The following is a 23,886-nucleotide window of genomic DNA, read 5'->3' as shown; positions in this document are numbered from 1 at the left end:
ATGCTAATTACATTTGTACTGTGTGCAAGTGAAATGAAATTCTCACTAATAGTGTAAGGGATCCCTCGTCCTTCCGACAGGTCGGAAGTCCTTCGGGATGACGCCTGACGTGAGCCCTCATCCCGATGAAGCGGGATTCAGAATGACACGTAGGCACCATTCAACAAATTACCCAATCAGCCAACTAACAGGAATGCAGTCATTATGATCCATTTTTTAGTAACCATCGACACCGAAGAAGAACGCGAGTGGGGCACAGCCTATCACGATCATACGAACTACACCGTGCGCAATATTCAGTTCCTGCGACCTCTGCAGGAGCTGTTTGACAAACATGGCGTAAAAGCAACCTATTTAATTGATTACCCGGTGGCTATCGATGAAACGGCCATGCACATCTTAAAAACCTTTCACGATGCGCATCAGGCTGAAATCGGTTTACATTTGCATCCCTGGGTGAATCCGCCTTATGAAGAAGAACGCACGGTGGCCAATTCTTTCCCCATGAATCTGCCGCCTGAATTACAGTACAAAAAGTTGAAAGTTCTCTCCGAGATCATCGCCGACAAGCTGGCAGAGCAACCCGTCAGTTATCGGGCAGGACGCTATGGGTTTAATGCTTCTTCTGTCAGCGTACTGGAACAGTTAGGCGTTCGCGTCGACAGCAGTGTGGTGCCCTTCAGGGTGGGCAAACAGGCTTTTGAACCCTCATTTGGCTATCTGGAATCCATTGAGCCCTATTTTTTGGATCCTGCAGACATCCGGCAAAAAGGGGATTCATCCCTCCTGGAAGTTCCGGTAACCGTGGGCTTTAATAAAAAGGTACCTAAAGTTTTAGCCCGCCATTACATCCATTTACCCAATATTGGCTTGCGCAGATTGTTAAAAAAAATATGGGACATCGATATTTACTGGCTGCGACCATCGTACGCCACCTTGCAGCAGATGATCCAGTTAAGTGATCATCTCATTGCCTACGGAACCACGTTTCTGAATATGATGTTCCACTCCAATGAGCTCATGCCTGGCGGTTCAAAATATTGTAAAACGGATGAGGATGTGCAGCGCTATTTAAAACGTCTGGATGACTATTTTACATACCTGAATCACAACCATTCCATCCATTACGTTCAGTTAAAAGAGATGTACGAACTGTACAAAGATCGAGCATGAATATTTTGTTGACCGGCGCTTCCGGTTTTATTGGCTCCCACGTGGCACACTGTTTGTTGCAGAAAGGACACCGCATTTTTGCGCCGCTGCGTCCTGGAGCATTGGAGCGCATGGAGGGCCTGATAAGCCATGCCCATTTTCAACCCTTAAGCGGCCAATTTTACGATCTGCATCTTCTTGAAAAAATACGAGAGCCCATCAATCTGGCCATTCATCTTGCGGCCATCAGAGGCGCCGGCAGAGCTACGGAAGACCAGTATCGGCAGGTTAATGTTGAGGGAACCAGGCAGCTGTTGAAGTGGGCCAGAGAACGCCAAATAAAACGGTTTTTGTATGTTAGCACCGTTGGCGTTTTAGGTACGATTCCTGCCACAGTTCCCGCAACAGCCAACCTTAGTCCTGATCCCGACGGTCCCTACCACCGCAGCAAATATCAGGCAGAACAACTGGTAACGGCCTGGCAGGATCTGCATTTTAGAACGCTCATTTTGCGACCGACCATCACTTATGGTTCAGGAGACGATGGCTTTATTATAAAAATGGTAGAGCTGATCCAGCGCCATAAAATGGTTATTCCCCGAAAAGAAGTTTTGATCCATTTGCTGGATGTGCAGGCCTTTGCTCACCTGATCGGTGAGGTGGTAGCCGGCGATCTATTTGATAATCGGATTTACCACGTAGCGGACGAGCAAGCCATCGCCCTGGCTCGTCTGGTTCGGCTGATTCAGAAGGAAAAAGGCGGGAAATTCTGGATTTTGCCTCATGGGCTTTTTACTGCTGCCAAACAATTCTGCCGACTGGCCGGCCTTGATTCTTTAAAGATCAGTCTGCAATTGATTAGTGAATCCTGGTATTACGATATTCGTTCTACCTTAAAGAGGCTGGGCTACGTGCCAGTCGCTACAGAAGAACAATTAAAAGGATATTTGGCCAACAATGTCTATTAAATCTTCTGCAAGTAATTTTTTCTTTCCTATCATTGATACCTGGCCCGAATATTTTGAAGATCCGCATGAAGGATTGGGCACAACTTACGAGCGTTTTTTATTGCATGAATTCTTTGAGCGGCTGAATTGCCAGTACCGAATTGAGCGTCTGATTGAGGTGCCCAGCTTTGGAATGACCGGGATCAGCGGCATCAATAGCCTGTGGTGGGCACAGCAACACAAACAGGTGACCCTTGTTGATGACCACCTGGAGCGTTTGGTGCAGGTGAAAAAGGTGTGGTCTTCGTTAGGGCAAAAAGCGCACTTTGTTTTGACCGACCGCTACGAGCAACTCCCCTTTTCCGATCAGAGTTTTGATTTAAGCTGGAATTTTGCCAGTTTGTGGTTTGTTCAGAATCTGGAATCGTTCTTAATGGAATTAAGCCGCCTGACGCGCCAGGTCATTTTTATTTGTGTGCCCAATCGCCTGGGGCTCGGTTACCAGTTGCGCAAGCATTGGCCGGGCGCGCGCCTTCCGGATTTAAAGTTTGAAAATATTAGAGCGTCGAAAATCAGCAGCATTTTACAACAGTCGGGCTGGCAACTCAGGGAAAAAGGATATTTTGATATTCCCCCCTGGCCCGATTTCCCTTTAAAAAAAGAAGCTCTTTTCCGTAAGCTGAAGCTCGCTTTCCTATTACGCTTTTTCAATCGGAGTAAAACGCATTCCGGTCAGCCTCAGAGGATGAGCATTGTAGATTACTTTTCCGGGGAACGTCCCGACATGCCAGAGGAGGTATTTAAGTTTAAATTTTTAGAGAGGGCCCCTTTTCCGGTAAAACAGCTCTGGGCTCATCACCAATATCTGATATTTGACAGGCAATAAAATGGTTTCTGTGATTATCCCCTCGTACAATTCGGAAAAGACCATTAGCCGTTGTTTGCAGGCTTTAAAAAATCAGTCATTTGATGAAGCCTTTGAGATCATTGTGGTTGACAGCTCTTCGGACCGCACGCCGGAAATTATCCGGGAGCAATTTCCGGAGGTTGGATTAATTCGTATTGAGCACAAAACCGATCCGGGTACGGCGCGGAATGCGGGGGTGAAGAGCAGCCGGGGCGACATCATTTGTTTTATTGATTCGGATTGTGAAGCTGCGCCCGATTGGTTAGATCAATTGGTCTCGGTGCATCGGCATTACGATTACGATGCGGTTGGAGGCGCGGTAGAAAATGGCAACGAGCGGGACAATGATGTAGCCTGGGCCGGTTACATGGCCGAGTTTCGCGAATTTTTAGCGCAGTACCCGCCGAGCGAAAGAGAACACATTCCTACCTGTAACATCTCTTACAAGCGTCGTGTTTTTAAAAAAATTGGTTATTTTAATTCCCGTTATTATCCCCAGGAAGACCTTGAATTTAATTATCGTTTAAGACAAAATGGGGGCAAAATCTTCTTTATTCCTTCAGCCAAAATTTTTCACCACCACCGCGGTACGATGAAATCCTATTTACAGCACCAGAAACGGGTGGGCCGAATTACGGCGCGCATGTTAAAAATTTTGCCCCTGGAGGGAGCCTTGATTGCCCGAAATAAATTGCTTGCTACGCTCGCAATGCCTATTTTACCTGTAGTCAAGTTGTGGCGCACCGTTATGGTTTTTCTGAAATGGAGGTCAGAAATCATACGAGAACACCCATTAGCCACAGGCATTCTGGCGATTGGCCTTGTACCCTGGGCGTTTGGATTTTTACAGGGGGCTTGGGAGAAGACCGATGCCTGAGCCCCGTGGTCTGGTAATTATTCCTACATGGAATGAGGCGCAGCATATTGCGGATATTTTACTGGAGATTGTCGTTAAATATCCCCAGCTGGATGTTCTGGTGGTTGATGCCCGATCCGAAGACGGCACCGGGCAAATTGTGGAGACTTTGGCAAAAGACCATCCGCAGATTAAAATCATCTATCAGGAAAATCCGGGTAAATTTGGAGAAGCCCTGCGCATGGGCTTTGCTTTTGCGCTGGAACATGGATATGATCCGGTTCTTACCATGGATGGCGATCAGTCGCATTCCCCCCGTTACATCAAAGATTTTTTAAAGGTTTCGGAAAAATACGATCTGGTTATTGGCAGCCGTTACATCGACGGAGTGCGCGTCGAAGGCTGGCGCTTTCGGAAATTGCTGGTCAGTAAGCTGGCCAATATGTTTGTCTCTTACATTCTGGTAAAACCTATCTGGGATTTTACTTCTGGCTTTCGCTGTTACCGGCGACATTTGTTGCAGAGCATTCCGCTGGATGAATTGTACAACGAAGCCTATATTGCGCAAATTCAGTTGTTGCATCTGGCCTATCAGCACCATTTTCGGGTAAAAGAGATTCCCTTCATCTACAGAGGAACGCCCGATGCCGTTTCCAAAGTGAGTCTGCACACGAGGCGTAAAACGTTTCGCTATGTTTTTAAATTTCGCGCCCCCTGGTGGGAGATTTTTCGCCATCTGGTCTATTTGAAACGTGAATATGAACGTTTTGTGGATGAGTATGAAGAGTTTGTTAATTCGCCGGAATTAAAAAATGAAGGGCGTTTTGAATTAAAGGATTCCTATGAGATCAGTATTGGGGTTATGGCCTACAACGAGGAGAAAAATATCGCCCGATGCCTGGAGGCCCTGTTACAACAAAAGGTTGAAAGCGGTACTATCAAAGAGATTCTGGTCGTATCTTCGGGCTCTACAGACCGCACCGATACCATCGTGCAGAGCTTTGCTCAAAGGGAGCAGCGCATCCGGCTCATTCGTCAGCCCAAAAGGTTAGGGAAAGCCAGCGCCATTAATGAATTTTTGCAGCAGGCCAGCGGCGACATCGTCATCATTGAAAGCGCAGATACCATCGCGCATCAAAATACGGTGGAGGAGCTGGTCAAGCCCTTTAAATATGTCGATGTTGGCATGGTGGGGGCGCATCCCATTCCGGTGAATGATAAAAAGAGCTTTGTGGGCTTTTGCGTGCACAAATTGTGGGAGTTGCACCATCACATGGCGCTGGAATCTCCCAAATGCGGTGAAATGATCGCTTTTCGAAATATTGTTTCGCGCATCCCAAAATACACGGCGGTTGATGAGGCTGCCATCGAAGCCATTATTTCCAAAGCCGGTCTGAAACTGGCCTATGCCCCAAAAGCCTATGTTTCCAATAAAGGCCCAGAAACTCTACGCGATTTCTTTAAACAGCGCCGCCGAATCGCCTCCGGTCACCGCCATTTAAAAGCTTTGATTGGCTATGAAGTGACCACCCTTAAAGCCACCAGGATTTTAAAATTGGTTTTGAAATTACAGCGCTGGACCATTAAAGAGACCATTTACACTGGGCTGTTGATTTTTTTTGAAGCAATCGCCCGTTTTATGGGCCTGCTCGATTTTTATCTGCGGGACAAAAATCCCTTTATCTGGGACATCTCGGTCACAACCAAAGAAGTACACATTCTGGATGATCAAGTGAATGAAAAGAGTGATTAAAGATCAATTACCCGCGTCACTGCTGCTTTCTTTTTTTTTAATGGCCGCCGGACTTTTACGTTTGTGGTTTATGCTTTCCAATCACTACCTTTCGCCTGACGGCGCGCACTATGCCTCCCTGGGCTATCATTTGATTCATTCCGGAGCGTATGTTAGTAATGGTAGCCAATTCCCGGATATCATCCAGCCCCCGCTCTATCCACTGATTTTGGGATTGTTCTCATTGGTACTGAATCCGGTCCTTGCCGGGAAAACGGTCTCCTTCCTTGTTGGTATGGGGCTTATCGGTGTTGTTTACTGGTTTGTTGTTAACTTGTCTCAAAACAAAAGATGGGCGCTCATCGCGGCATTGCTGGTAAGCTTCAATCCGGCTTTTGTTTTTATCTCTGCCCAAGTGGCCACGGAATCCCTGTTTTTCTTCCTTCTTTTTTTATCTTTTGCCAGCCTGCTCTTTTATCTGAAAGAAGAGAAGCGTAAATTTTTAATCATTGCAGCCCTCGCTTGCGGGCTGGCCTACCTAACCCGCCCGGAATCGGTAAATTACATTGTGATGATGGTGTTGATTCTGTTGATCTGGCGTAAAAAAATAGGGGCTCTGCTGACTTTTAGTGGTATCGTTCTGTTCTTTGCTGTTCTCTACGGTCTGTTCGTGTTTTCAATTTCCGGTAAGGTGATGGCGTATCCTAAAATTCAGTTTGTCCGTGTGCATGCCCGGATTTCCAGATATTTCCTGGCCAGGGAGCAACAGAACGGTCAAACATCAGATTTTAAACAACATCTTTATCGCGTACGCTATGCTCTGAATTCTTCCAAAGATGAACTGCTGGCCAATGCCCTGTTTAATGGCACCGAGCAATTGGAAAGCCGGGCCTTAAAAGAAAAAAAAGGCGGCCAGCGTTTCAAGGAATTTCTGTCCTTTGCCTCGACCAATTTCATTAAAGCGCTGAAAAAATTTTTATTGGGCTTAATATTGCCTCCGGGTTATTTGATTTTTCTGGTTGTTGGTCTTTTAAAATTCCGTTGGAGAAAACACAAAGGTCTCGTGCTGTATTGTATCTTTTTTATGCTGCCCACGGTCCTGGTTTTGCTGGCCAATGTGGAACAGCGTTTTGTATTCTTTCCGGGATTGATTCTATTACCTGTGGCGGCCTTTGGTCTGCTGAAGTTTACGGAGAGCTTTTTTAAACCGGTTAATCAAACAACCAGGAAGAATGGCATCCTTGCAGGTTTGATTCTGTTTACCTTGCTGACCGCCCTTCCGGCTTTTGCAGAAGGAGCGAAAAATTTGTCCAGAGGCGAATACTATTTTAGCGCAGGACGCTGGCTAAAAAACAGCCTGAAAAAGCAGGTGGTGATCGGGGCCACGGTTCCGCAGCCGGTGTTTTATGCCGGTAAGAAATATGTGGTTTTGCCGTTTGCGCCGCTGGATTCTTTGCAATTATATTTGCTTAAAAAACAAGTTGATTATATTTTAATTGAACAAAAAGACAGGTTCCGCAGGCCCTGGCAACCGGAAAGGCAGAGATGGCCAAAATTTCTGGAACTGATTGATGCCAGGACGTTTGATAATCAGAAGATGTTTCTTTTGCGTGTAAAAAAGGAGTGACTCATGAAAGAAAAAATGCAGCATATTAAGCGCTTAATCGATGATGAAATTGACAAACGATTACAGAATGACAATCCTCTGATCGAAGCTCTGTACAAGTCGGCTGCCTATTCAGCTGCCGGTGGAAAGCGCATCCGGGCTATTTTTGTTTTTTTTACGGGCGAGTTATTCGACGTTCCTGAGGAGCGCTTGATTAATGCAGCCTGTGCCATTGAATTAATCCACGCCGCCTCTTTGATCATGGACGATTTGCCCTATATGGATGATTCTCAGTTGCGGCGCGGTAAACCGGCCAATCATGTAGTGTTTGGCCAGGATGTGGCCCTTTTGGCCAGTATCGGATTGATTTCTGAAGGAATGCAGTTGGTCCTTTCGGACCAACATTTAACAGCAGATGAACGCCTGGGGGTCGGGCAGGTACTCAGCGCGTCTTTTGGTTTTAACGGGCTGGCTGCCGGGCAATTTGTCGATCTGAAAATTAAAGACAAACACGTTAATTTCGAAATTATTGAGTTCATCAACCAGAAAAAAACGGCCGCCCTGTTTTCTGCTGCCGGCAAGATTGCCGCCCTGATCGGCCATGCCGATGCACAACAAACCAGAGCGATCCAGGATTTTTCGGATGATATCGGTTTTGCCTTCCAGATTGTTGACGACATGCTCGATGTGATCGGCGAAGAAAAGATTGTGGGAAAAAATCTCGAGCACGATCGGATGAATTTTGTGAAGCTGGTGGGTATGGAAAAAGCTCGTAACTATTTGCAGGAATACCATGAAAAGGCGGAAAAAGCGCTGCAAATCTTTGGTGACAAAGCGAAGGGATTGTTGGAACTAAGCGAGTATTTGATCCAGCGTGTTCGTTAATTTACCTGAAAACATGTACCATACAATCAGGCCTGGCTACTCCAGGTCTGTTTTTGTTTTAAGCCTTATGGCCTTCTTATTGGGGGGCACTTCTTTATTACGCAGTCAGCAGCAAATATTGCCCGTTAAATTGGACGACTTCAACCAGCCACACGGCTGGTGGGTTTACCACAAAGATGGAACGGCCCAGAATGATGAACAGGCTCTCACCCTGGCTAATGGATATCTCAGGCTTTCGCTTAAAAATCCCTCAAATACATTGGAATGCAATGTAGGCATTTCAGAAGCGCAAAACATCTACTCAAAAGCGATTAAAAAGCTGACCGTGGAAACACGGGTTAAATTGCTTACGGCCATGCAGCCGGGGAGCAGGGGGTGGGGCCTGTGGAAGAGCCGAAAAGGCAAGGGGGCTCATTCGCTGGCCTGGTTCATGCAACAACAGGCTGTGGGACGTCCCTCTTTAACCTGGCATCTGGCCGGCACCGTAGCCGGTGGAAAACGCCAGATCGTAACCTGGCAACCCGATTTACAACAGTGGCATGTGTACCGAATTGAGCGTAATTTGGTCAACAAAACGACCTTCTTCTGGATTGATGATCGCCTGGTTTTAAAAACGGCCGGTCTGGTGCCTTTTGGACGGCTCTCTTTTCACCTCTGGATTGATAATCAGGTCTATTCAAAAGAGGGTATTTTAAGAACAGGCTGGTCTGGTGAAAATGCTTTGATCGTAGATTACGTTAAGATTACAACCGATCATTTTCCATCTGCTGGAGTAACGGAGCTGGCCCATCCGGCTGTGCTCTTTTACAAAGAATGGGCCGATGTGTTTACCGGACTTGACGTGTTTAACATTGAAGAAATTCCCTTCACATCCCAAAGTTCTGTGGTCTATTGCCTGATCAATGCCCGTCTGGAAAGCTGGAGCGCCTATGACACCGATGATGAGCTGCTGTTGTTTCTGGATGGGGATTCTGTTCCTGTAGAAACATTAACGGGCAAAGTGGGCAGGGGGCAAACGCGCAGTTTTATGATCCCGCTGCGTCTTACGCCTGGCCGCCATGTTTTGCACCTCAAAGGGAAAACCTCGCCTGTGTTGTACGATCTATTACTGCTCGATAGTAGCCGGAGCTCCATGGTTTTGGAAAAACAAAATTGGTCGCCATCCAAGGATGAGACGGAATGGGTTGTTCAGGTACAGAAAAACAGACCCCTGTTGTTTTATGTGGCGGCCAGCCTCAACGAAGCGCCGGGCTTTGATCCTTTTACAACAGCCTTCAACCTGGAAGAGAAGGACGAAGATTTGAACCTGTTTGTGCAAGGTAAAGATCGGTCCTTTTCTAAAACCTTATCGTTTTGTGGAAACCAGGCATTCGGAGCGTGTCAGTCCAGAGCCATGGTCATCCATCCCCAAGCCGACACCCTTCACATTCGCCTCAAATTCAGTGGCCAACCCAGGGTACACCGGTTGTTGCTTTTTCAGTTGCGCTGAGCCCCGGGAAGGGCCATCCAGCGTCTTTTTTTATGGCTGACTGCGGTTGATCATTTTTTTTAATTCCCGGTGATCTGCAACATGGTTGTTTCAGAAAAATCGGATAAATTCAGAATAAAACGACTGACATAAAAATGGGCGAGTTCATTAAAAAATACATTGGTTGGCGCAACTGGGCTGTATTTCGTTACAATTCGGTTTTCGAAAATTTATTTGTCCTGTTCCTGATTGCGCTTGTACAAAAGAGGAGTGGCTGGGTGTTTGTCACAGACAGCCTGCTATTTATTGTATTTAGCATTTTTGCCACCACCTACGGCTATTTAATCAATGATTATGCCGATATGGAGCTGGATCGTTTGCATGGTAAGCCCAATACCTTTGAAAACGATTCCAGAAGCAAAGCTCACATGGTGGTCTTTGTGGTGCTATTGCTGGCCGTTGTGAGCAGTATCTTTTTTTGGAATCATCCTTACTTTATTCTGCTGAGTCTAATCTGGTTTGGGATAGCGACTTTTTACAGTTTACCGCCGATCCGTTTAAAAGAGCGTGGAACGGCCAATATTGTTTTTGTGGTCATAGCCCAGCGTTTGTTACCCATCGTTATTCTTTTTGCTGCGTTTGATTTTCGGAATGTTATGTTCTGGCCTGGTATTTTAATGTACGTCTTTTTACGAGGGCTCTCTTCGGATCTGAATCATCAGCTGGAAGATTACAGCAACGATGTCAAAACAGGAACGCGTACATTTGTGGTCAGCAAAGGCTACGATAGAGTGCAACGTTGGTTCACATTTAATTTGCACCTGGAAAAAGTGATGCTGGCCATTATTTTACTGCAGATTTCGTTTATCATAGAGTGGGATGCGAAATGGAGCCAATGGATCTGGGCTGGAACGGCAGGCATCTATTTTGGCGCTCTAATCTGGTTCTGGTTGGACAGGAGCCAGTGGTCCCAGAACCCGTTTGATCCTGAGCGGCGGAATCTCGCTCAATTTTTGCACCACGCCTATCCGACTGTGGCCTTGCCATTGGCTTTAAATCTGTTGGCGATCAAACAATCGGCGGCTTTTATTGTTTTACTGATTTTTCAGATAGGGATCAGACGGTTGTACTCTTTGCAAATTCTTAAAAGTAATTTTGTGGTCCAATTCTTAACTCAGAAATTAAGGGGTTAAAGAATGAAGAGAATTTTAATCTTGATAAGTTGTGTAGCTTTTCTACATGCTCAAACATATATCATTCCGGATCTGCAACGGGATGATTTTAAAGATTTAAAGAGCTGGTGGACGGTAAATATCTGGGGGGTCAATCACTCCTGGGTTGTTTCCAACGGATATTTTTTAGCCAATCTGGTTAATAGTTTAGACGGCGGCCAGGGCGGGTCTTTGCAATCAGACGGCGAGGGGATGGAAAATATTGGCTTTAGTACGGCCTACACCATGATGGTCTATAATAAAGACGACACCATCGACGTGCGGATCCGAATCAAATATTTGACCCCTTTATTGCCTGGCAGCCGGGGTTTTGGACTGTGGCATTCAGAAGCCGTACCCATTACAATCAATCAGGCCTCATGGTTTATGGAGCAAAAAGCAGATTCCAGCTATCCATGGGCCAGCACAGAAAGCTGGTGGTATGGCAGGATATCCAGAGGCGTTTCTGAATCCAATGAAGTAAAAGCCGTTCCGCCCGTATCGCCGCAGGAATGGCATTACTATCGGGTTTATCGTCAGGGGAGAGAGTTTTATGAGCTCTATGTGGATGGCGATACCATTCCACTGGTGCATGCCACGCCGGATGATCTGGGAGGGATTTTAAATGAGGATTTTGGTTTCAATTGCTGGAATGATAATCTGGTTTACCACCACACACAGAACGCCTATTCAGGACAGGATACCATCGAAGTCTATTACAATGGCTGGCTTGGAACCTGTACATTTATTGTGGATTTTGTGGAAATCATGAGCGGAAAATATCAATATGGGCATGCGATTCCTGCACAGGGTCCGGTGCGCTTACGCCAGGTGATTAACGAAATCGATAATGGGGTGCAAAATGGGCTGTGGAAAGGTCCTTATGATTTTACGGTAAGCGGCGGACGCTGCATCATTTTAGCTACGGCCAAAGCTGAAAATCTGGATGGCTACGATGACGATGACGATTTGAAGATGGTTCTGGATACAAAAGATTTTGGCTACAATACGGCTCGCAGCTGGGATGGCAATACAGACGACGGACAGGTAAAAACGATCATGATTGATACGGTTCTGGCCGCCGGGAGTCATCAATTAAGTTTTTACAGCGAAGCCACCCCAATTCTTTATGATGCGACCGTGCTGGAATCGCCGAATGGGGAATTGGTGATTAATCAGCAGCTCAATGAAACAGCGCCGGCAGGGAGCCAAAACTATCTCTGGAAAACCTTTACGTTTAATTGCGATTCCGGTATGGCGGCCGTTTACATCAGCGGTAGCGCCGATGAAGAGCCCGGCTGGGATTACCTAAACGACAACATCGACAGTACGGATGATGATGAGTTGCGCATCATGATTGATGATATCGATTACGGCTGGGGAAGCGATAGCGCCATGATGGGCAACCGACTTTTTGGTGATAGTAAAACGATTTTGATCATGCAAAATTTACCTGCCGGAAACCATACCTTAAAATTATATGCCAATGAAACACCCACTGTTTACAATGTAGTGGTTTACGTGGAAAATAAAGAGAGCGCAAGCGCTCTTAAAACGAAAAAAAGTAATTTGGTTAAAACATTTGGCCTGGAAGCAAACTACCCCAATCCCTTCAATCCCGTAACGACCATTCCTTTCCACATCCCTGCTGCCGGACATGTTGTTTTGCAAATTATCGATATGAATGGACGAAACCTCCAAACTCTGATTAATCGCAGGCTAAATGCCGGAAATTATAAAATCCGCTGGGATACGGGGCAGCGCTTCGCCTCGGGTATCTATTTTTGCCGATTAACATTTAACGGTCAGAGCCAGATGCGTAAAATGGTCTTATTGAAGTGAAGGGTACAGACAGGTGATCAGTAAACGTGCCATTCTTCTCTTATTATGTAATATTTTTCTTGTTATGGGCCAAACCTATATTGTCCCAGATTTGCAACGCGACGATTTTGATGGGACCACTCTCTCGAGCTGGTGGAAAAATTCTATCCGTCCGCCCAGTAGTTCTTCTCATCAATTAGGTGTATTCCAGGGCTATTTAAAGGCCGACCTGGTTGATCCGCTTGGTGGTGGAAATGGAGGCCGCCTGCAGAGCGACTATTCCGGGATGGAAAATATAGGCTTTGCCTCGGCAACGGACCGTATTTACGATAAGAATATGATTATTGACATTACCATACGTATCAAAACCTTAAATGCGCTGCCTGTAGGCAGCCGGGGCTGGGGGAGCTGGCGTTCGGAAGGCGTTCCGGTGACCATCAATCAGAGCGTCTGGTTTATGGAACAAAAAGCGCATCCCGATTCTTCATGGGCTACGGATGAGACCTGGTGGCGGGCCAGAACAGAAAATGGCGTGGATGATCAGAATGATAAATTCAGTAATTTGAATACGGTGGACAATACGCAATGGCATACCTATCGCATGGTCCGGTACTCGGCCGGGACCAGTGAAGGCTATTACGAGCATTACGTGGATGGCAACCTGGTGCAACGTATTACGCCAGCCGATTTTACGCCGACCAGCGTGCTTAATGAGGATTATGAATTTCACTGCTGGAATGATAATCTGGTGTACCATTTTATTGATCGGACCGCTCAAGGACTTCCGGATACCATAGAAGTATTTTACAATGGTTGGTTGGGGACCAGCAGTTTTGTAGTCGATTTTGTGGAGATTCGGAAAAATAATTACGATCCTAGTTATCTTGTTAGTCCGGTTGATGCTTCAGATTTTTTACGTTTGCGCGCCTATGAAAGTGAGATAGACGACGGTGTTTCGGATGGTTTGTGGAAATCCTACTCCTTTGACACCAATGCCGGAAACACCTTTATTATCATAACGGCCAAAGCCGAAAATTTAGGTAGCTATGATGGCGACGATGATCTGAAAGTAGTTGTGGATGCTACGGATTATGGCTACGATAATCTCAATAGCTGGAATGGCGATGTGGATGGCGGGCAACCTAAAACTCTCGTTTTTACGCCAACTTTAACGGCCGGAAGTCATACCCTTAAGCTTTACAGTCAAAGCACGCCCATTCTCTACGATGTGAATGTGTTAAATGCTTTAGAGGGCACTTTAGTATTAGATCAGACATTAAATGAAACGGCTCCTGCCGGAAGCAGCAACTATTTATGGAAGCAGTTTTCATTCAGTTGCGATGCCGGTCCTATTGCCATCTATGTCAGCGCCAGTGCCGATCATGAACCCGGCTGGGATTTTAAAAATGTCAATATTGACAGCACGGATGACGATGAATTACGTATCGAGCTGGATAATACCGATTTTGGCTGGGGCGACAGCCTCGGTTTTGAGGGCAATACCCTGCACGGCGACACTAAAACCGTGCTGATCAAGGATACGGTGGCCGGCGGTTCGCATACTCTCAAACTGTACGCCAATGAGACGCCAACGGTTTTCCGTGTTCTCGTTTTTGCCGAAAATGGGGATTATTCATTGCCGGTTACTCTTTCTGCTTTTTCAGCAAATCGCAAAGACAGCCTGGTTTATCTTCAATGGCGTACGGAAAGCGAAGTCAATGTGCAGGGCTTTAATCTGTTTAAAGCGGTGAGCAATGAAAAGAGGCAACCAAAAACATCGAGTTTTCAGAAAATAAATAACTTTTTAATTCCAGCGCAGGGCAATACTTCCTCGGCTCAACATTACGCCTTTGTGGATACCCTGCCAGCCCAAAATCAGTTTGCGTGGTACCAATTATGGGCGGTTGGTGTTGATGGCTCCACGGAGTTGTTGAAAACAATTACTACGTTTAAAGATGCGGAACATGTTGTGCAAACCGTGCAACTCTTTCCTAATTTTCCAAATCCTTTCAATCCTCTGACCCATATTCAGTTTACCCTACCTGAACGTCAGGAAGTGAGCATAGAAATTTTCGATCTCAGGGGGAAAAAAGTGCGTCATTTATGGAACGGCGTACTGGAGGCCGGAACACACAAAATTGCCTGGAATGCGCGGGATGATGCCGGCCAATTGCTCAGTTCGGGGATTTATTTTTACAGGATTCAATCCCGCGGAAAACAGTGGTTGGGAAAAATGACCCTGCTTAAATAGACCTTTTTCCATCAAAGAAAACGACTTATGAAACGATCTGATTTTTGGTATTACATGCAGAGTATTTTAGGTTCGTATCCGGCTCTTTATTTTAAGGTTTTTGCCCTTCGTTACCCATTTAAAGAAATGAAAGTAAGGCATGACACAGAAATTTGTATTGAGGGCTTTCCGCGTTCGGCCAACTCTTACGCGGTGGTGGCTTTCAGACTGGCTAATCCAGAGGTTAAAATTGCCCACCATCTGCATGTTCCGGCTCAATTGCTACGCGCCGTTAAATGGGGAATTCCAGCGCTTCTTTTAATTCGCGATCCACTGGAGGCGGTGGCTTCTTTTATGGTTTTTCAACATTCCAACGATGCTGATTTGTATTTGAAAGCCTACATTCGGTTTTACAGAGCGCTGGAAAAAATCAGGCCTCATCTGGTGGTCGTTGATTTTAAAACAGTGGTTCGTGAATTTAATACGTGTATTTTGCAGGTGAATCAAAAATTTGCCAGAGACTTTTCCCTACTTCACAATCAGAGCGCACAGGAGCCGGAAATATTTCGTAAACTGAAAAAGGTAAATGATCAGTTTTTCAGAGGGGAGTGGCACAAAAGCATGTATCCGGATCAGAATCGTAAGCAGTACAAAGAACAAGCGCGAAAGCTGATCGAAAAGAGCCGGTTTTATGGGGAGGCGAAACAGTATTATGAGTTATTTTCCGGCGTTGCGCATAATGATCGTTTTAAGGCAGACCAATTCAGAAAAAATTAAAGACCAGCAAACATTTTTCAGGCTATGGAACAACGCTTAAAAATTCGGATGGCTCTTGCCCTATCTATTATGATCATCACGCCGATTGGATTTTTAACCAAAGCGTATCATGGGCCACTGGCCAGCTGGGTTAATGATTCCCTTGGAGGGCTGCTTTACGTTACCTTCTGGTGTCTGGTGGCCGCGTTTTTCAACCCCTTCTGGTCAGAGAAAACGGTAGCATTCATCGTATTTGTCATTACCAGTCTATTAGAAGTTGCCCAGCTGTGGCATCCGCCCTTTTTGCAATGGGCCCGTTCCTACTATCTTGGTAAAGTGCTACTGGGAACCACATTTGTACTGAGCGATTTTTTTTATTACGTATTAGGCGCCTTGCTTGGCTGGTGGTGGATTAAAAAAATAAAGACCCAGATGCACTTTCCAGAGTAAAATAACAATCGTTGCTATGGTTGGGAATGCTTCCTTTAAAAGATCTATTCCCGCCACAGCGGGATGCGAAAATTTTTATGCAGTGTGAAGAAGCAAATCTGTTGAATTGTTGATTTGTTGAAGGGTTGAATGAGCATCGGGCTGACATAGCGAATTTCCATTAATCGTGAATGGGGCCATGAAAGAAAATCTTCAACACAGGTGGTAAGCCTTCCCCCTCTCCCAGACTTTGATTCTGGGAGAGGGGGATCGAGGGGGTGAGGGCTAATTCATGAAATGACTTCTGCTGTTAGAAAAGTAAAGTTAAGAGTATATGAGTGTAAGAATTGAAGGGTTCCGGGCAACGGCCTGTCATTTTTTAAAGAAGTATTTTTGTTGCGGCACTGCTGCTTTAGATTTTTTAATAGCAGAATTTTAAGAACCGATGAAAAATTTTGTACGGACAGGATAAAGTGATGAATGAAAATCCCTCCCTTTTTGAATGGTTTTACATTGACGTCCATCAAGCTGATGGTCATGACCTGGTGTTTACGCTACACACTCGTCCCTTTATGTCGCAGTTTAAAATTGCCATATTCGATGTTTTTCTTTATTACCAGAATCAATCCATTTTCCATGAATTTTTTGCCATTCCGCAAGGAGAGGTTCAACAATCCGAAGAAATATTAATTGTAACAAAAGCTGGTTTTTATTTAAATTTAAAAATTGGCAATACAAAATCGGTTCTTAAGGTAAAGTCAGCCACGGTTCAGATTCACCTTGAATTGGAGAGCCGGTTCAGGGAGGGATTGCCTTTAGTTCTTGATCTGTTTGATAACAGACAGGACAAATTTTTTCAATGGAAATTGTTCATGCCTGAGGCGCAGGCCAGAGGGGAAATAGTTTACCAACAGCATAAGAAGGCATCGGCTGTGTCTATGAAGATTGAAGGTAAAGGTTATTTCGATTCAAATAGGGGTAACATCAATCTGAAAAAGGAATTGGCCTACTGGCAGTGGGCCAAAATTTATTTTAAAAAGGCTTTGTGGATTGTGGGCTCAGTAAAGCCTGTTGATGGGGATATTGGTAAACTGCTGGTGAAATGTAGGGCAGATGCTGTGCAGGTTGAACGAAATGTAGCCATCGGTTTCAGGAAAGATGAGTGGGAAATCGCATCGGGAGAGGAGGCTGTGAAGCTCCGTTTAACTTCGGAACAAATCACCGATGATATTCGCTTTTTAGTGGCCTGCTGGCCGCAGGTTTTTAATTGGCCCATGAAAATCATCGAAGTGATTGCCGGGCTGGCCATTCAAAAGAAAAGGTTCTCCTGGCTGGTTAAGGTGTTAACCAATGGGCATTATTTGCGCAAGCGCCGGCAGGCCCGAACCGAGGCCGGAGAAACAGTTGAAATTTTTGGCGAAGAGATGTTTTTAAATGGCTAAATGGATTGTTTCATTAAAAAGAGTCAGATCAACAGAGGCCTTTGGGCAAAAAGCCTTTAATCTTTCGCGATTAATGCGATGGGGCTTTAAGCTGCCGGTTACCCGGGTTGTGCCGGTGGCGGCTTTTGAAAAGGCGATACGTAAAATTCCGGAGGTCAGGCAAATCGCTTCACTCTGGCCGGACCATCCGCAGGATTTGTTTCAAACTCTGGCGAAAATAAGCAATCAGCTGGAAGATTTACCTCTGGAAACGGACTTTAAAAAGGAACTCGACGCTCTGGTTAGCGAGTGGCAGGCATTAGGAGTCGATGAGGTCGCTGTGCGCTCTTCGGCGCTAAGCGAAGACCAGGGCCATTTTTCTTTTGCTGGACAATACAAGACGATTCTGAAAGTCAGGCTGAATAGGGAGGCTCTGTGGGAAGCGATTAAAGCGGTTTGGGCTTCTGTGTTTGACAGGACGGTCTGGGAGTATTGCCAGAAAAATGATCTGCCGGCGCCGCGCTTAAAAATGGGCGTCATTGTACAGGCTATGGTAGCGGCAGAATATGCGGGCGTGGCGTTCTCTGTGGATCCGAATCGACCGGAAAAGGAGCTTTGCGTCATTGAATATGTAAAAGGGCAGGGTGAGGCTCTGGTTAGCGGAGAAGAAACACCAATGCATCTGGAACTCAATCGGCTCGATCTGGCTAAGAGCGCGGACTTGATGTTGCCTTTTGACAATGTGTCATTGTTGGTGGAGGAGGTTCTGCGTCTGGAGCGATTGATGGGGCAGCCCGTCGATGTGGAGTGGGCTTACGCCGATCATCAGTTTTATTTTTTACAGGTGCGGCCTATTACTACTTTACAAAATATGGTGATCTGGACCAGGGAGAATGTGGGAGAGGTCATTCCGGATGTGGTTACGCCGTTCACCTGGAGTATTCTGGAACCGATTACCAATCGGGCTTACCATTTCTTTTTAAAGCGGAATGGAATAAAATCTGGTTTTGAAACTTTGTTTACTCTGTATCAGGGGAAGGTTTATTTCAATCACAATGCCTATCAAAAGATGGTCAGTAGTTTCTATCTTAGTCATTATTTGATTCCTGGGCAGTCCGTATGGTTGAATGGGTTAAAGACTCTGAAATTTTCTGGTACTTTATTACGGCTGTTTGCTTTTAGCAACATGTTACCCGGAAAAATTAAACGCGTGATTAAAAAGCAGGAGCGGGAATTTAAGCGTCTGCGTCATTTAAGAAAAGATCGTCAGCCATTTAAGACCATCCAGAGAGCGGTTCGGATGCTAAAAGAATTGATGAAAATTCATGTTAGTGTGACTATTCTGGCTGAATTGTATTACCAGCTTTTGGACAAATTCTGCCATGAGGCATTGCCCCAAAGTGAGGTGGACGCCAGTAAATTATTGCAGGGCATTGGTCAGGTAGAAAGTCTCAAGCCCACGCTGGCTTTATGGGAAATTGCGCACTGGATTCAGGAGAATGAGCGTTATCGTCATGTTTTTTTGACCACGGAAACGAAGGCTTTAATTGCCTGGTGGGAAAATTTGCCTGCTTCTGATATTTTAAAAAAGGAATTGAGGCTGTTTCTGGACAGTTTTGGCCATGCTGCACTGCATGAGTTTGAAATCAGTTATCCACGCTGGGGCGAAGACTATGAATATATTTTCAATACTCTAAAACAGTACGTTAAAGCCGATTCAGGCTATGCGGCGATTAATAAGCAATATCAGCAAACGGAGCGCGAGCGTCGAATGCTGGTTGAAAAAATCAGCAACCATCTTGAAAGACAGGGGTTAAGAACAAAGAAAGCGTTGTTCAGGCATTTGTTGAGCAAGGCAGAATATTTTAGTTTTCACAGAGAACTATTAAAACAAAAAATTTTAAAATGGCTGGCTTTGCTCCGAAACGAACTACTTTTAAGCGGAGGGCAATTTTTTGAAAATGAAGAGGATGTTTTCTATTTGAAACTGGAAGAGTTTAGAGACCTTGTATCTGGCAAATTGTCCAGAGAAGAGGCTGAGTTCTTAATTCTGCTAAGGAAAGATGAGAGGGAGAAGGCGCTGAGATTCAGGCATCCTTTTAAAGTGAAACAAATAGGTGATAAATGGATTCCGGTTGCAGAAGAGACTGCGCAAGGGGCTCAGATGAGCGGTTTGCCTTGCAGTTCCGGGATTGTTGAAGGAAGAGCCTGTGTTGTGCTGGATGCCGAGCGTCAGAGCGATCAGTTATTAAATGGAGACATTTTAGTGACCAGGGCAACCAATCCTGGCTGGACGCCTCTAATGGCGCTGGTCAGTGGGGTTGTGACAGAAATTGGCGGGGCACTTTCGCATGGGGCGATCATTGCCAGAGAGTTTCACATTCCTATGGTGGCGGCGGTGCCGAATGCTACGCAAAAGATTCGAACAGGACAATGGATTCGGGTCGATGGACAGAAAGGAACGGTTGAAATATTGAAAGGGGCTGTTCAGTAAGATGAAGCGTGTGTTACTGATTCCCAGCGATCATGGCGGCGGGCGTGGACATGTAAGTCGTTGTATTTATCTGGCCAAAAAATTACAGTCAGCCGGTCATGAGGCAGCGCTGGTTCTGGAAAATAAACATTTTCAGGAAGGAATTGAAGCCGGCATTGCCACATTTCTATTAGATACTAAAAAGGAAAAAATTTTAAAATTTCAGTTTCGAAGACCGTTCTGGCCCGGGATTCGAATGGTTGAAAAGCCTGAGCGGCCTCCCATTTTTTTAATGTTTTCCGGACTGGCCTACCAGGTGCCCAGAGATCAATACTTGTCTTACGGCATTGTAATGCGACGCTTTAAAAAGTTAAGCAAAATTACCGAGCAGTTTAAGCCAGATATTCTGGTAGGTGATACCCATTTCTTGACCTTTATTTTAGGTAAAAAGTTTTCGTTGCCAGTCGTGCAAGTTACGCGACTGGCCGGCTTTCCACCGGCACCTCATTTTTTGTGGTGGATGCAGCATCCTCCTCAGATGGTAGAGCCGCAGGCCGTGAAGCCATTTGTACCCCTTTTAGAGAGATTGGGACTGCTGGGAATTAAGCGTGCGGAAGATTTGCTGCGCGGGGATTTGTATTTGATTCCGGCCACGTCAAAGATCGAGCCCATTGCCGGGCATCAAGACAAGCTCTTGTTTTGTGGGCCATTGACTGAAAATTCGATGGTCGATCAAAAGATTTCTTTTTTTGAAGAACCGGCAGATGTGCCCAATATCTACGTTACAGCTGGAGGGGGCGCCAATCGTTTTGGACAGGCGCAATTTTTTGAGTCTATTTTAAACGTATTTGATAAACGCGATTTTCGCGTATTGGTCTCAACCGGTGGACTGGTGCCCGCCAAGAATTTAAATGGCCGTTCTACCAATGTTTTTTTTGTGGACTGGATTGATGGTCTGTCCGCTATTCGTAAAAGCGATCTGGTGATTCATCATGGGGGCTATGGCTCCATGATGGAGACCCTGCTTTCTGGAAAACCTTCCATTGCCATCCCTTTTCATTCGGAACAGGAGGGTAATGGGCGGAGATTGAAAGAACTGGGCATCGGGGACTTCTATTTGCCTTTTAAGGGAAAAATGCAAGAAATTATTTTTTCATGGCCTTTTGGGATGTATTCCATGCTGGCTGGTTTTAATTTGACTTTACAGGCTGAAGAACTGATTGCCAAAATCGATCAGATCTATGATCAGGCATTGTATCAGCGGATAAAAAAGGTCAGCGATGAACTATCAGAACTTCAGCGCAATTTTGATGTGCAGCAGATGATTCAGCGTTTGTGAACCATTACCTTCTTTTGAAGCAAAATATAATCTGCACCGAAATAAGTATTACGCCTTCCTATTTAATCCACTAAATCAAACTCCACTCTATTGCTTACCTTTTTCCCGCTGTTCAAATCTTTTACGGTTATAATTAACTCTTTTTTCCCTTTTGGTAATAATGAAAAATCAAAAGCGGAATATTCTGAAGCCGTAGGGGAAGCGCCAACCTGAGTTCTGGTAATCGAGATTTCTTTGGTGCCAATACCCAGTAATCGTTTAAAATTTGTGAAAATATTTTTGGTTTTAACAGGGCGGATGCGTTGTTCGATTTCGTATTCGGTCTGGCCGTTTTTCATGGACAAATTGTACAGCTCGAAATACAGATAGACCAGTTGTGAACGTTCAAATTTAAAGCTGGTGTTGGGTTCGATGAACATGTGATGAAATACAAATGGTGATTTTGAAGTGGAGGGTTCAACTTTGCGTCCCAGAACCAGATCACTGATGCTTAGTTGGTCAGGGCTAAATGGTTCGGATTGTAGTGCGAAGCGGAAGCCGCCCAGTTGATTGCCATGAGAGCTGCGCACATGGGTTGACAGATACAATTTGCATTGATCAGTTTCGAATGTGTATGGAATGATGTATTTATTGCGAAAGACATGGAGCGTGTCCTGAAGAGCCACAGGAACATTTTTTAAGAAGCGTTTTAACTGGGCCCAGGTTGAATCGTAAACAGCCAATCCGGTTTCCAGGTAGATGGTGTCTTCGGTGGTATTGAGTCGGTCGAGGGAGTTAAGATCAATACTAACCCAGACCAGGTAGTCATTTTTCAGGTTGGGGGAACGGAAACGAGCAGACATTAAGTTCATGGAAATTGGTTTGAGAGTATCGCTCCAGGTTGGGCGTTCTCTTTCCATGGCTTTTGGGATAGTATTCTCGGCCTGCATGCGTAATTCATGCAGTACAGAGCGGGCCTCTAATTCATTATTGGCAAAGAGGTAACGGTCTAAGGTTGGGTCCCATCCCAGGCGCGATTCCAGCATGCCCCGATCTGAAGGCACGGGCACCAGGCGCCAGTCCCCGGGTGGAGCGTGTTCGGAAATTTCAAAATGAAAGATCAGTTTTGGGTTGTAAGCTGTGGGGTAATAAAGCCAGGACTCATTGGAGACCATGCCGTCGCTTAATGAGACGGCTCTGTCATCCGGTTCGCCGTAGCGAATGTAAACCAGACCTTTATCGTTAAACTTGGTGTTGCGTAAAACAACCTGTGGTAATTTGAGAATGCCCAGGCGATCGGGGTTATTGATGGTTAGGCGCACCCGATCATAGACAAAGTCTTTTTCGGCCTTGATTAATCGACGGTAATGTTCGGCAAGACGGGGATTGTAAGGCAGGCTGCCTAATGGATTGTGTTTATTCCAGAAGCGGTGATAAAAATCCTTGACAGCTTTTAATGATTTAAAACGTTTTTGCAAGTCTTTATCGGTCATGATGTATTTAATATCATCGAACACAAAGCGCATTTCCCAGAAATGCTTGAGACGGTCAATGGCCTGCCAGTAGGTTTTTTCAGCTATTTTGGGACGATCGGTCTGGTAATAGAGGCGTACCAGAGAGAGGTAAATAGGGATTTTGGGGAAGGGTAATGGGCGTTTTAGAAGAGCATAAAATATGGAATCGGCCCGATTAAAGTGTCCCAGACGGCGGTATTTTTCACCGAGAAAGTATTGGTCATAAGGGCCATTTCGTTTTTTTAGCCATTGGATCTGATATTCATCCTTATTGCGTGTTTGAATGATAGCTGTTTCCCCTCCGTGATAGAGGAATGAATCGTAGAATCCGAAAATATCGTATCGCGCCTTAGGCGCATGAGGTTTGATGCGGAGTTGACGTAAACAAAGATTGATGGCGTCTTCATATTCTTCTTGTTGTAATTTTAGATGGGCAAATTCTGTAAAGACTTCCTTGTAAGTGGAATCGAGTTCAATGACTTTGAGAAAGTGCTTTTTGGAATTGCGCCACATGATTCGTTTCCATATCTGGTCCCGTCCAATAGCATCCTGCCGATCTGCAATGGCCATCTGGTAATGGGCTTCGATGTTGTTTTCATCGGCTTTAATGACCATGTTCAGGTAGGGTTTAGCATCGTGCCATTTGCGTTGCAGTAACAATAATTTTCCCAGTTCCAGATAGGCTTCTGTGCGTTTATTATCGAGTTTAATAGCTTTACGCAGAACTATTTCAGCATCTTTCCAATAGTAATTTTCGATCAAATCTCGCGCTTCGCGTACAAGGATGTCGTAATCTGAAATTTGAGCAATGCTTTGAAAAGGCAATAAAAGCAGGAAGAGTAAAAGGGCAAATTTTTTTAAAGGGGCCATCTATCGCCAACCTCTCTAATATATGAATTTAATGACTCAATAGTGTACAAAATAAAATTTTCAATTCCAAATTTTCGATGTTTGACCTATTTAAATAAACGATTTTGGGGGATAAAAGGTTTAAGAAAAAATGGAGGAAAGCTTAGAAGTTTTAAGGGAGGTGTTCTAAGGCAGCATAGCCGCAACCAAAAGTGATAGAAACTGTTTTAATCACAATTATATTTCGCGCAGATTTAGCAGATATTCGCAGAAATAATTTAAACCAATTCTTCAACACGTCCTCCCTAAAA

General features: G+C 45.2%; 17 protein-coding genes. 16 read left to right on the top strand and 1 reads right to left on the bottom strand.

Features of this window, described 5'->3' with window-relative positions; genetic code table 11:
* Positions 1–204 precede the first annotated feature (204 nt).
* The 16 genes from ACWB0I_RS15695 to ACWB0I_RS15620 all read left to right on the top strand — a co-directional run bounded on the left by ACWB0I_RS15695 (position 205) and on the right by ACWB0I_RS15620 (position 21,233).
* The gene (locus ACWB0I_RS15695) at positions 205–1,173 is read left to right on the top strand and encodes a polysaccharide deacetylase family protein (protein WP_479389023.1); all 969 of its coding nucleotides are present in this window, start codon (positions 205–207) and stop codon (positions 1,171–1,173) included.
* Positions 1,170–2,120, top strand: coding sequence for an NAD-dependent epimerase/dehydratase family protein (locus tag ACWB0I_RS15690; protein WP_479389022.1), 951 nt, complete (start codon positions 1,170–1,172; stop codon positions 2,118–2,120). The genes ACWB0I_RS15695 and ACWB0I_RS15690 overlap by 4 nt, the downstream gene beginning before the upstream one ends.
* Positions 2,110–2,985, top strand: coding sequence for a methyltransferase domain-containing protein (locus tag ACWB0I_RS15685; RefSeq protein ID WP_479389021.1), 876 nt, complete (start codon positions 2,110–2,112; stop codon positions 2,983–2,985). The genes ACWB0I_RS15690 and ACWB0I_RS15685 overlap by 11 nt, the downstream gene beginning before the upstream one ends.
* 1 nt (position 2,986) lies before the next feature.
* On the top strand, positions 2,987–3,883 hold the full coding sequence (locus ACWB0I_RS15680; protein ID WP_479389020.1) for a glycosyltransferase: 897 nt from the start codon (positions 2,987–2,989) through the stop codon (positions 3,881–3,883).
* Positions 3,876–5,615, top strand: a complete 1,740-nt coding sequence (locus tag ACWB0I_RS15675) for a glycosyltransferase family 2 protein (RefSeq protein ID WP_479389019.1) — start codon at positions 3,876–3,878, stop codon at positions 5,613–5,615. The genes ACWB0I_RS15680 and ACWB0I_RS15675 overlap by 8 nt, the downstream gene beginning before the upstream one ends.
* Positions 5,599–7,221 carry an ArnT family glycosyltransferase gene (locus ACWB0I_RS15670; RefSeq protein ID WP_479389018.1) on the top strand — a complete coding sequence of 541 codons (1,623 nt, stop codon included), beginning with the start codon at positions 5,599–5,601 and terminating at the stop codon, positions 7,219–7,221. Before ACWB0I_RS15675 ends, ACWB0I_RS15670 begins: the two co-directional genes overlap by 17 nt.
* A gap of 3 nt (positions 7,222–7,224) precedes the next feature.
* Positions 7,225–8,085 carry a polyprenyl synthetase family protein gene (locus ACWB0I_RS15665; protein ID WP_479389017.1) on the top strand — a complete coding sequence of 287 codons (861 nt, stop codon included), beginning with the start codon at positions 7,225–7,227 and terminating at the stop codon, positions 8,083–8,085.
* A gap of 13 nt (positions 8,086–8,098) precedes the next feature.
* Entirely contained in the window at positions 8,099–9,574 is a 1,476-nt protein-coding gene (locus ACWB0I_RS15660; RefSeq protein WP_479389016.1) for a LamG domain-containing protein, read from the top strand.
* Between the two features lie 134 nt (positions 9,575–9,708).
* Positions 9,709–10,746 carry a UbiA family prenyltransferase gene (locus ACWB0I_RS15655; RefSeq protein ID WP_479389015.1) on the top strand — a complete coding sequence of 346 codons (1,038 nt, stop codon included), beginning with the start codon at positions 9,709–9,711 and terminating at the stop codon, positions 10,744–10,746.
* Between the two features lie 3 nt (positions 10,747–10,749).
* Positions 10,750–12,606, top strand: coding sequence for a T9SS type A sorting domain-containing protein (locus tag ACWB0I_RS15650; RefSeq protein ID WP_479389014.1), 1,857 nt, complete (start codon positions 10,750–10,752; stop codon positions 12,604–12,606).
* Positions 12,607–12,619: 13 nt separating this feature from the next.
* Positions 12,620–14,836, top strand: a complete 2,217-nt coding sequence (locus tag ACWB0I_RS15645) for a FlgD immunoglobulin-like domain containing protein (protein ID WP_479389013.1) — start codon at positions 12,620–12,622, stop codon at positions 14,834–14,836.
* Positions 14,837–14,863: 27 nt separating this feature from the next.
* The gene (locus tag ACWB0I_RS15640; RefSeq protein ID WP_479389012.1) at positions 14,864–15,592 is read left to right on the top strand and encodes a hypothetical protein; all 729 of its coding nucleotides are present in this window, start codon (positions 14,864–14,866) and stop codon (positions 15,590–15,592) included.
* 24 nt (positions 15,593–15,616) lie between these two features.
* Complete coding sequence (locus ACWB0I_RS15635) at positions 15,617–16,021, top strand: ribosomal maturation YjgA family protein (protein WP_479389011.1); 405 nt, start codon at positions 15,617–15,619, stop codon at positions 16,019–16,021.
* Positions 16,022–16,476: 455 nt separating this feature from the next.
* A complete protein-coding gene (locus tag ACWB0I_RS15630; protein WP_479389010.1) occupies positions 16,477–17,442 on the top strand; it encodes a hypothetical protein in 966 nt (321 codons plus the stop codon).
* Positions 17,435–19,915, top strand: a complete 2,481-nt coding sequence (locus tag ACWB0I_RS15625) for a PEP/pyruvate-binding domain-containing protein (protein WP_479389009.1) — start codon at positions 17,435–17,437, stop codon at positions 19,913–19,915. The genes ACWB0I_RS15630 and ACWB0I_RS15625 overlap by 8 nt, the downstream gene beginning before the upstream one ends.
* A gap of 1 nt (position 19,916) precedes the next feature.
* Positions 19,917–21,233, top strand: coding sequence for a glycosyltransferase (locus tag ACWB0I_RS15620; protein ID WP_479389008.1), 1,317 nt, complete (start codon positions 19,917–19,919; stop codon positions 21,231–21,233).
* 62 nt (positions 21,234–21,295) lie between these two features.
* On the opposite strand, the gene ACWB0I_RS15615 is transcribed toward ACWB0I_RS15620, so the two are convergent.
* Positions 21,296–23,596: a hypothetical protein gene (locus tag ACWB0I_RS15615; protein ID WP_479389007.1), complete on the bottom strand. Its 2,301-nt coding sequence runs from the start codon at positions 23,594–23,596 to the stop codon at positions 21,296–21,298.
* Between the last annotated feature and the right edge of the window lie 290 nt (positions 23,597–23,886).

This window comes from Caldithrix sp., assembly GCF_056497305.1.
The sequence above is the reverse complement of the archived record's forward strand: the minus strand, read 5'-3'. Positions and strand labels throughout refer to the sequence as shown.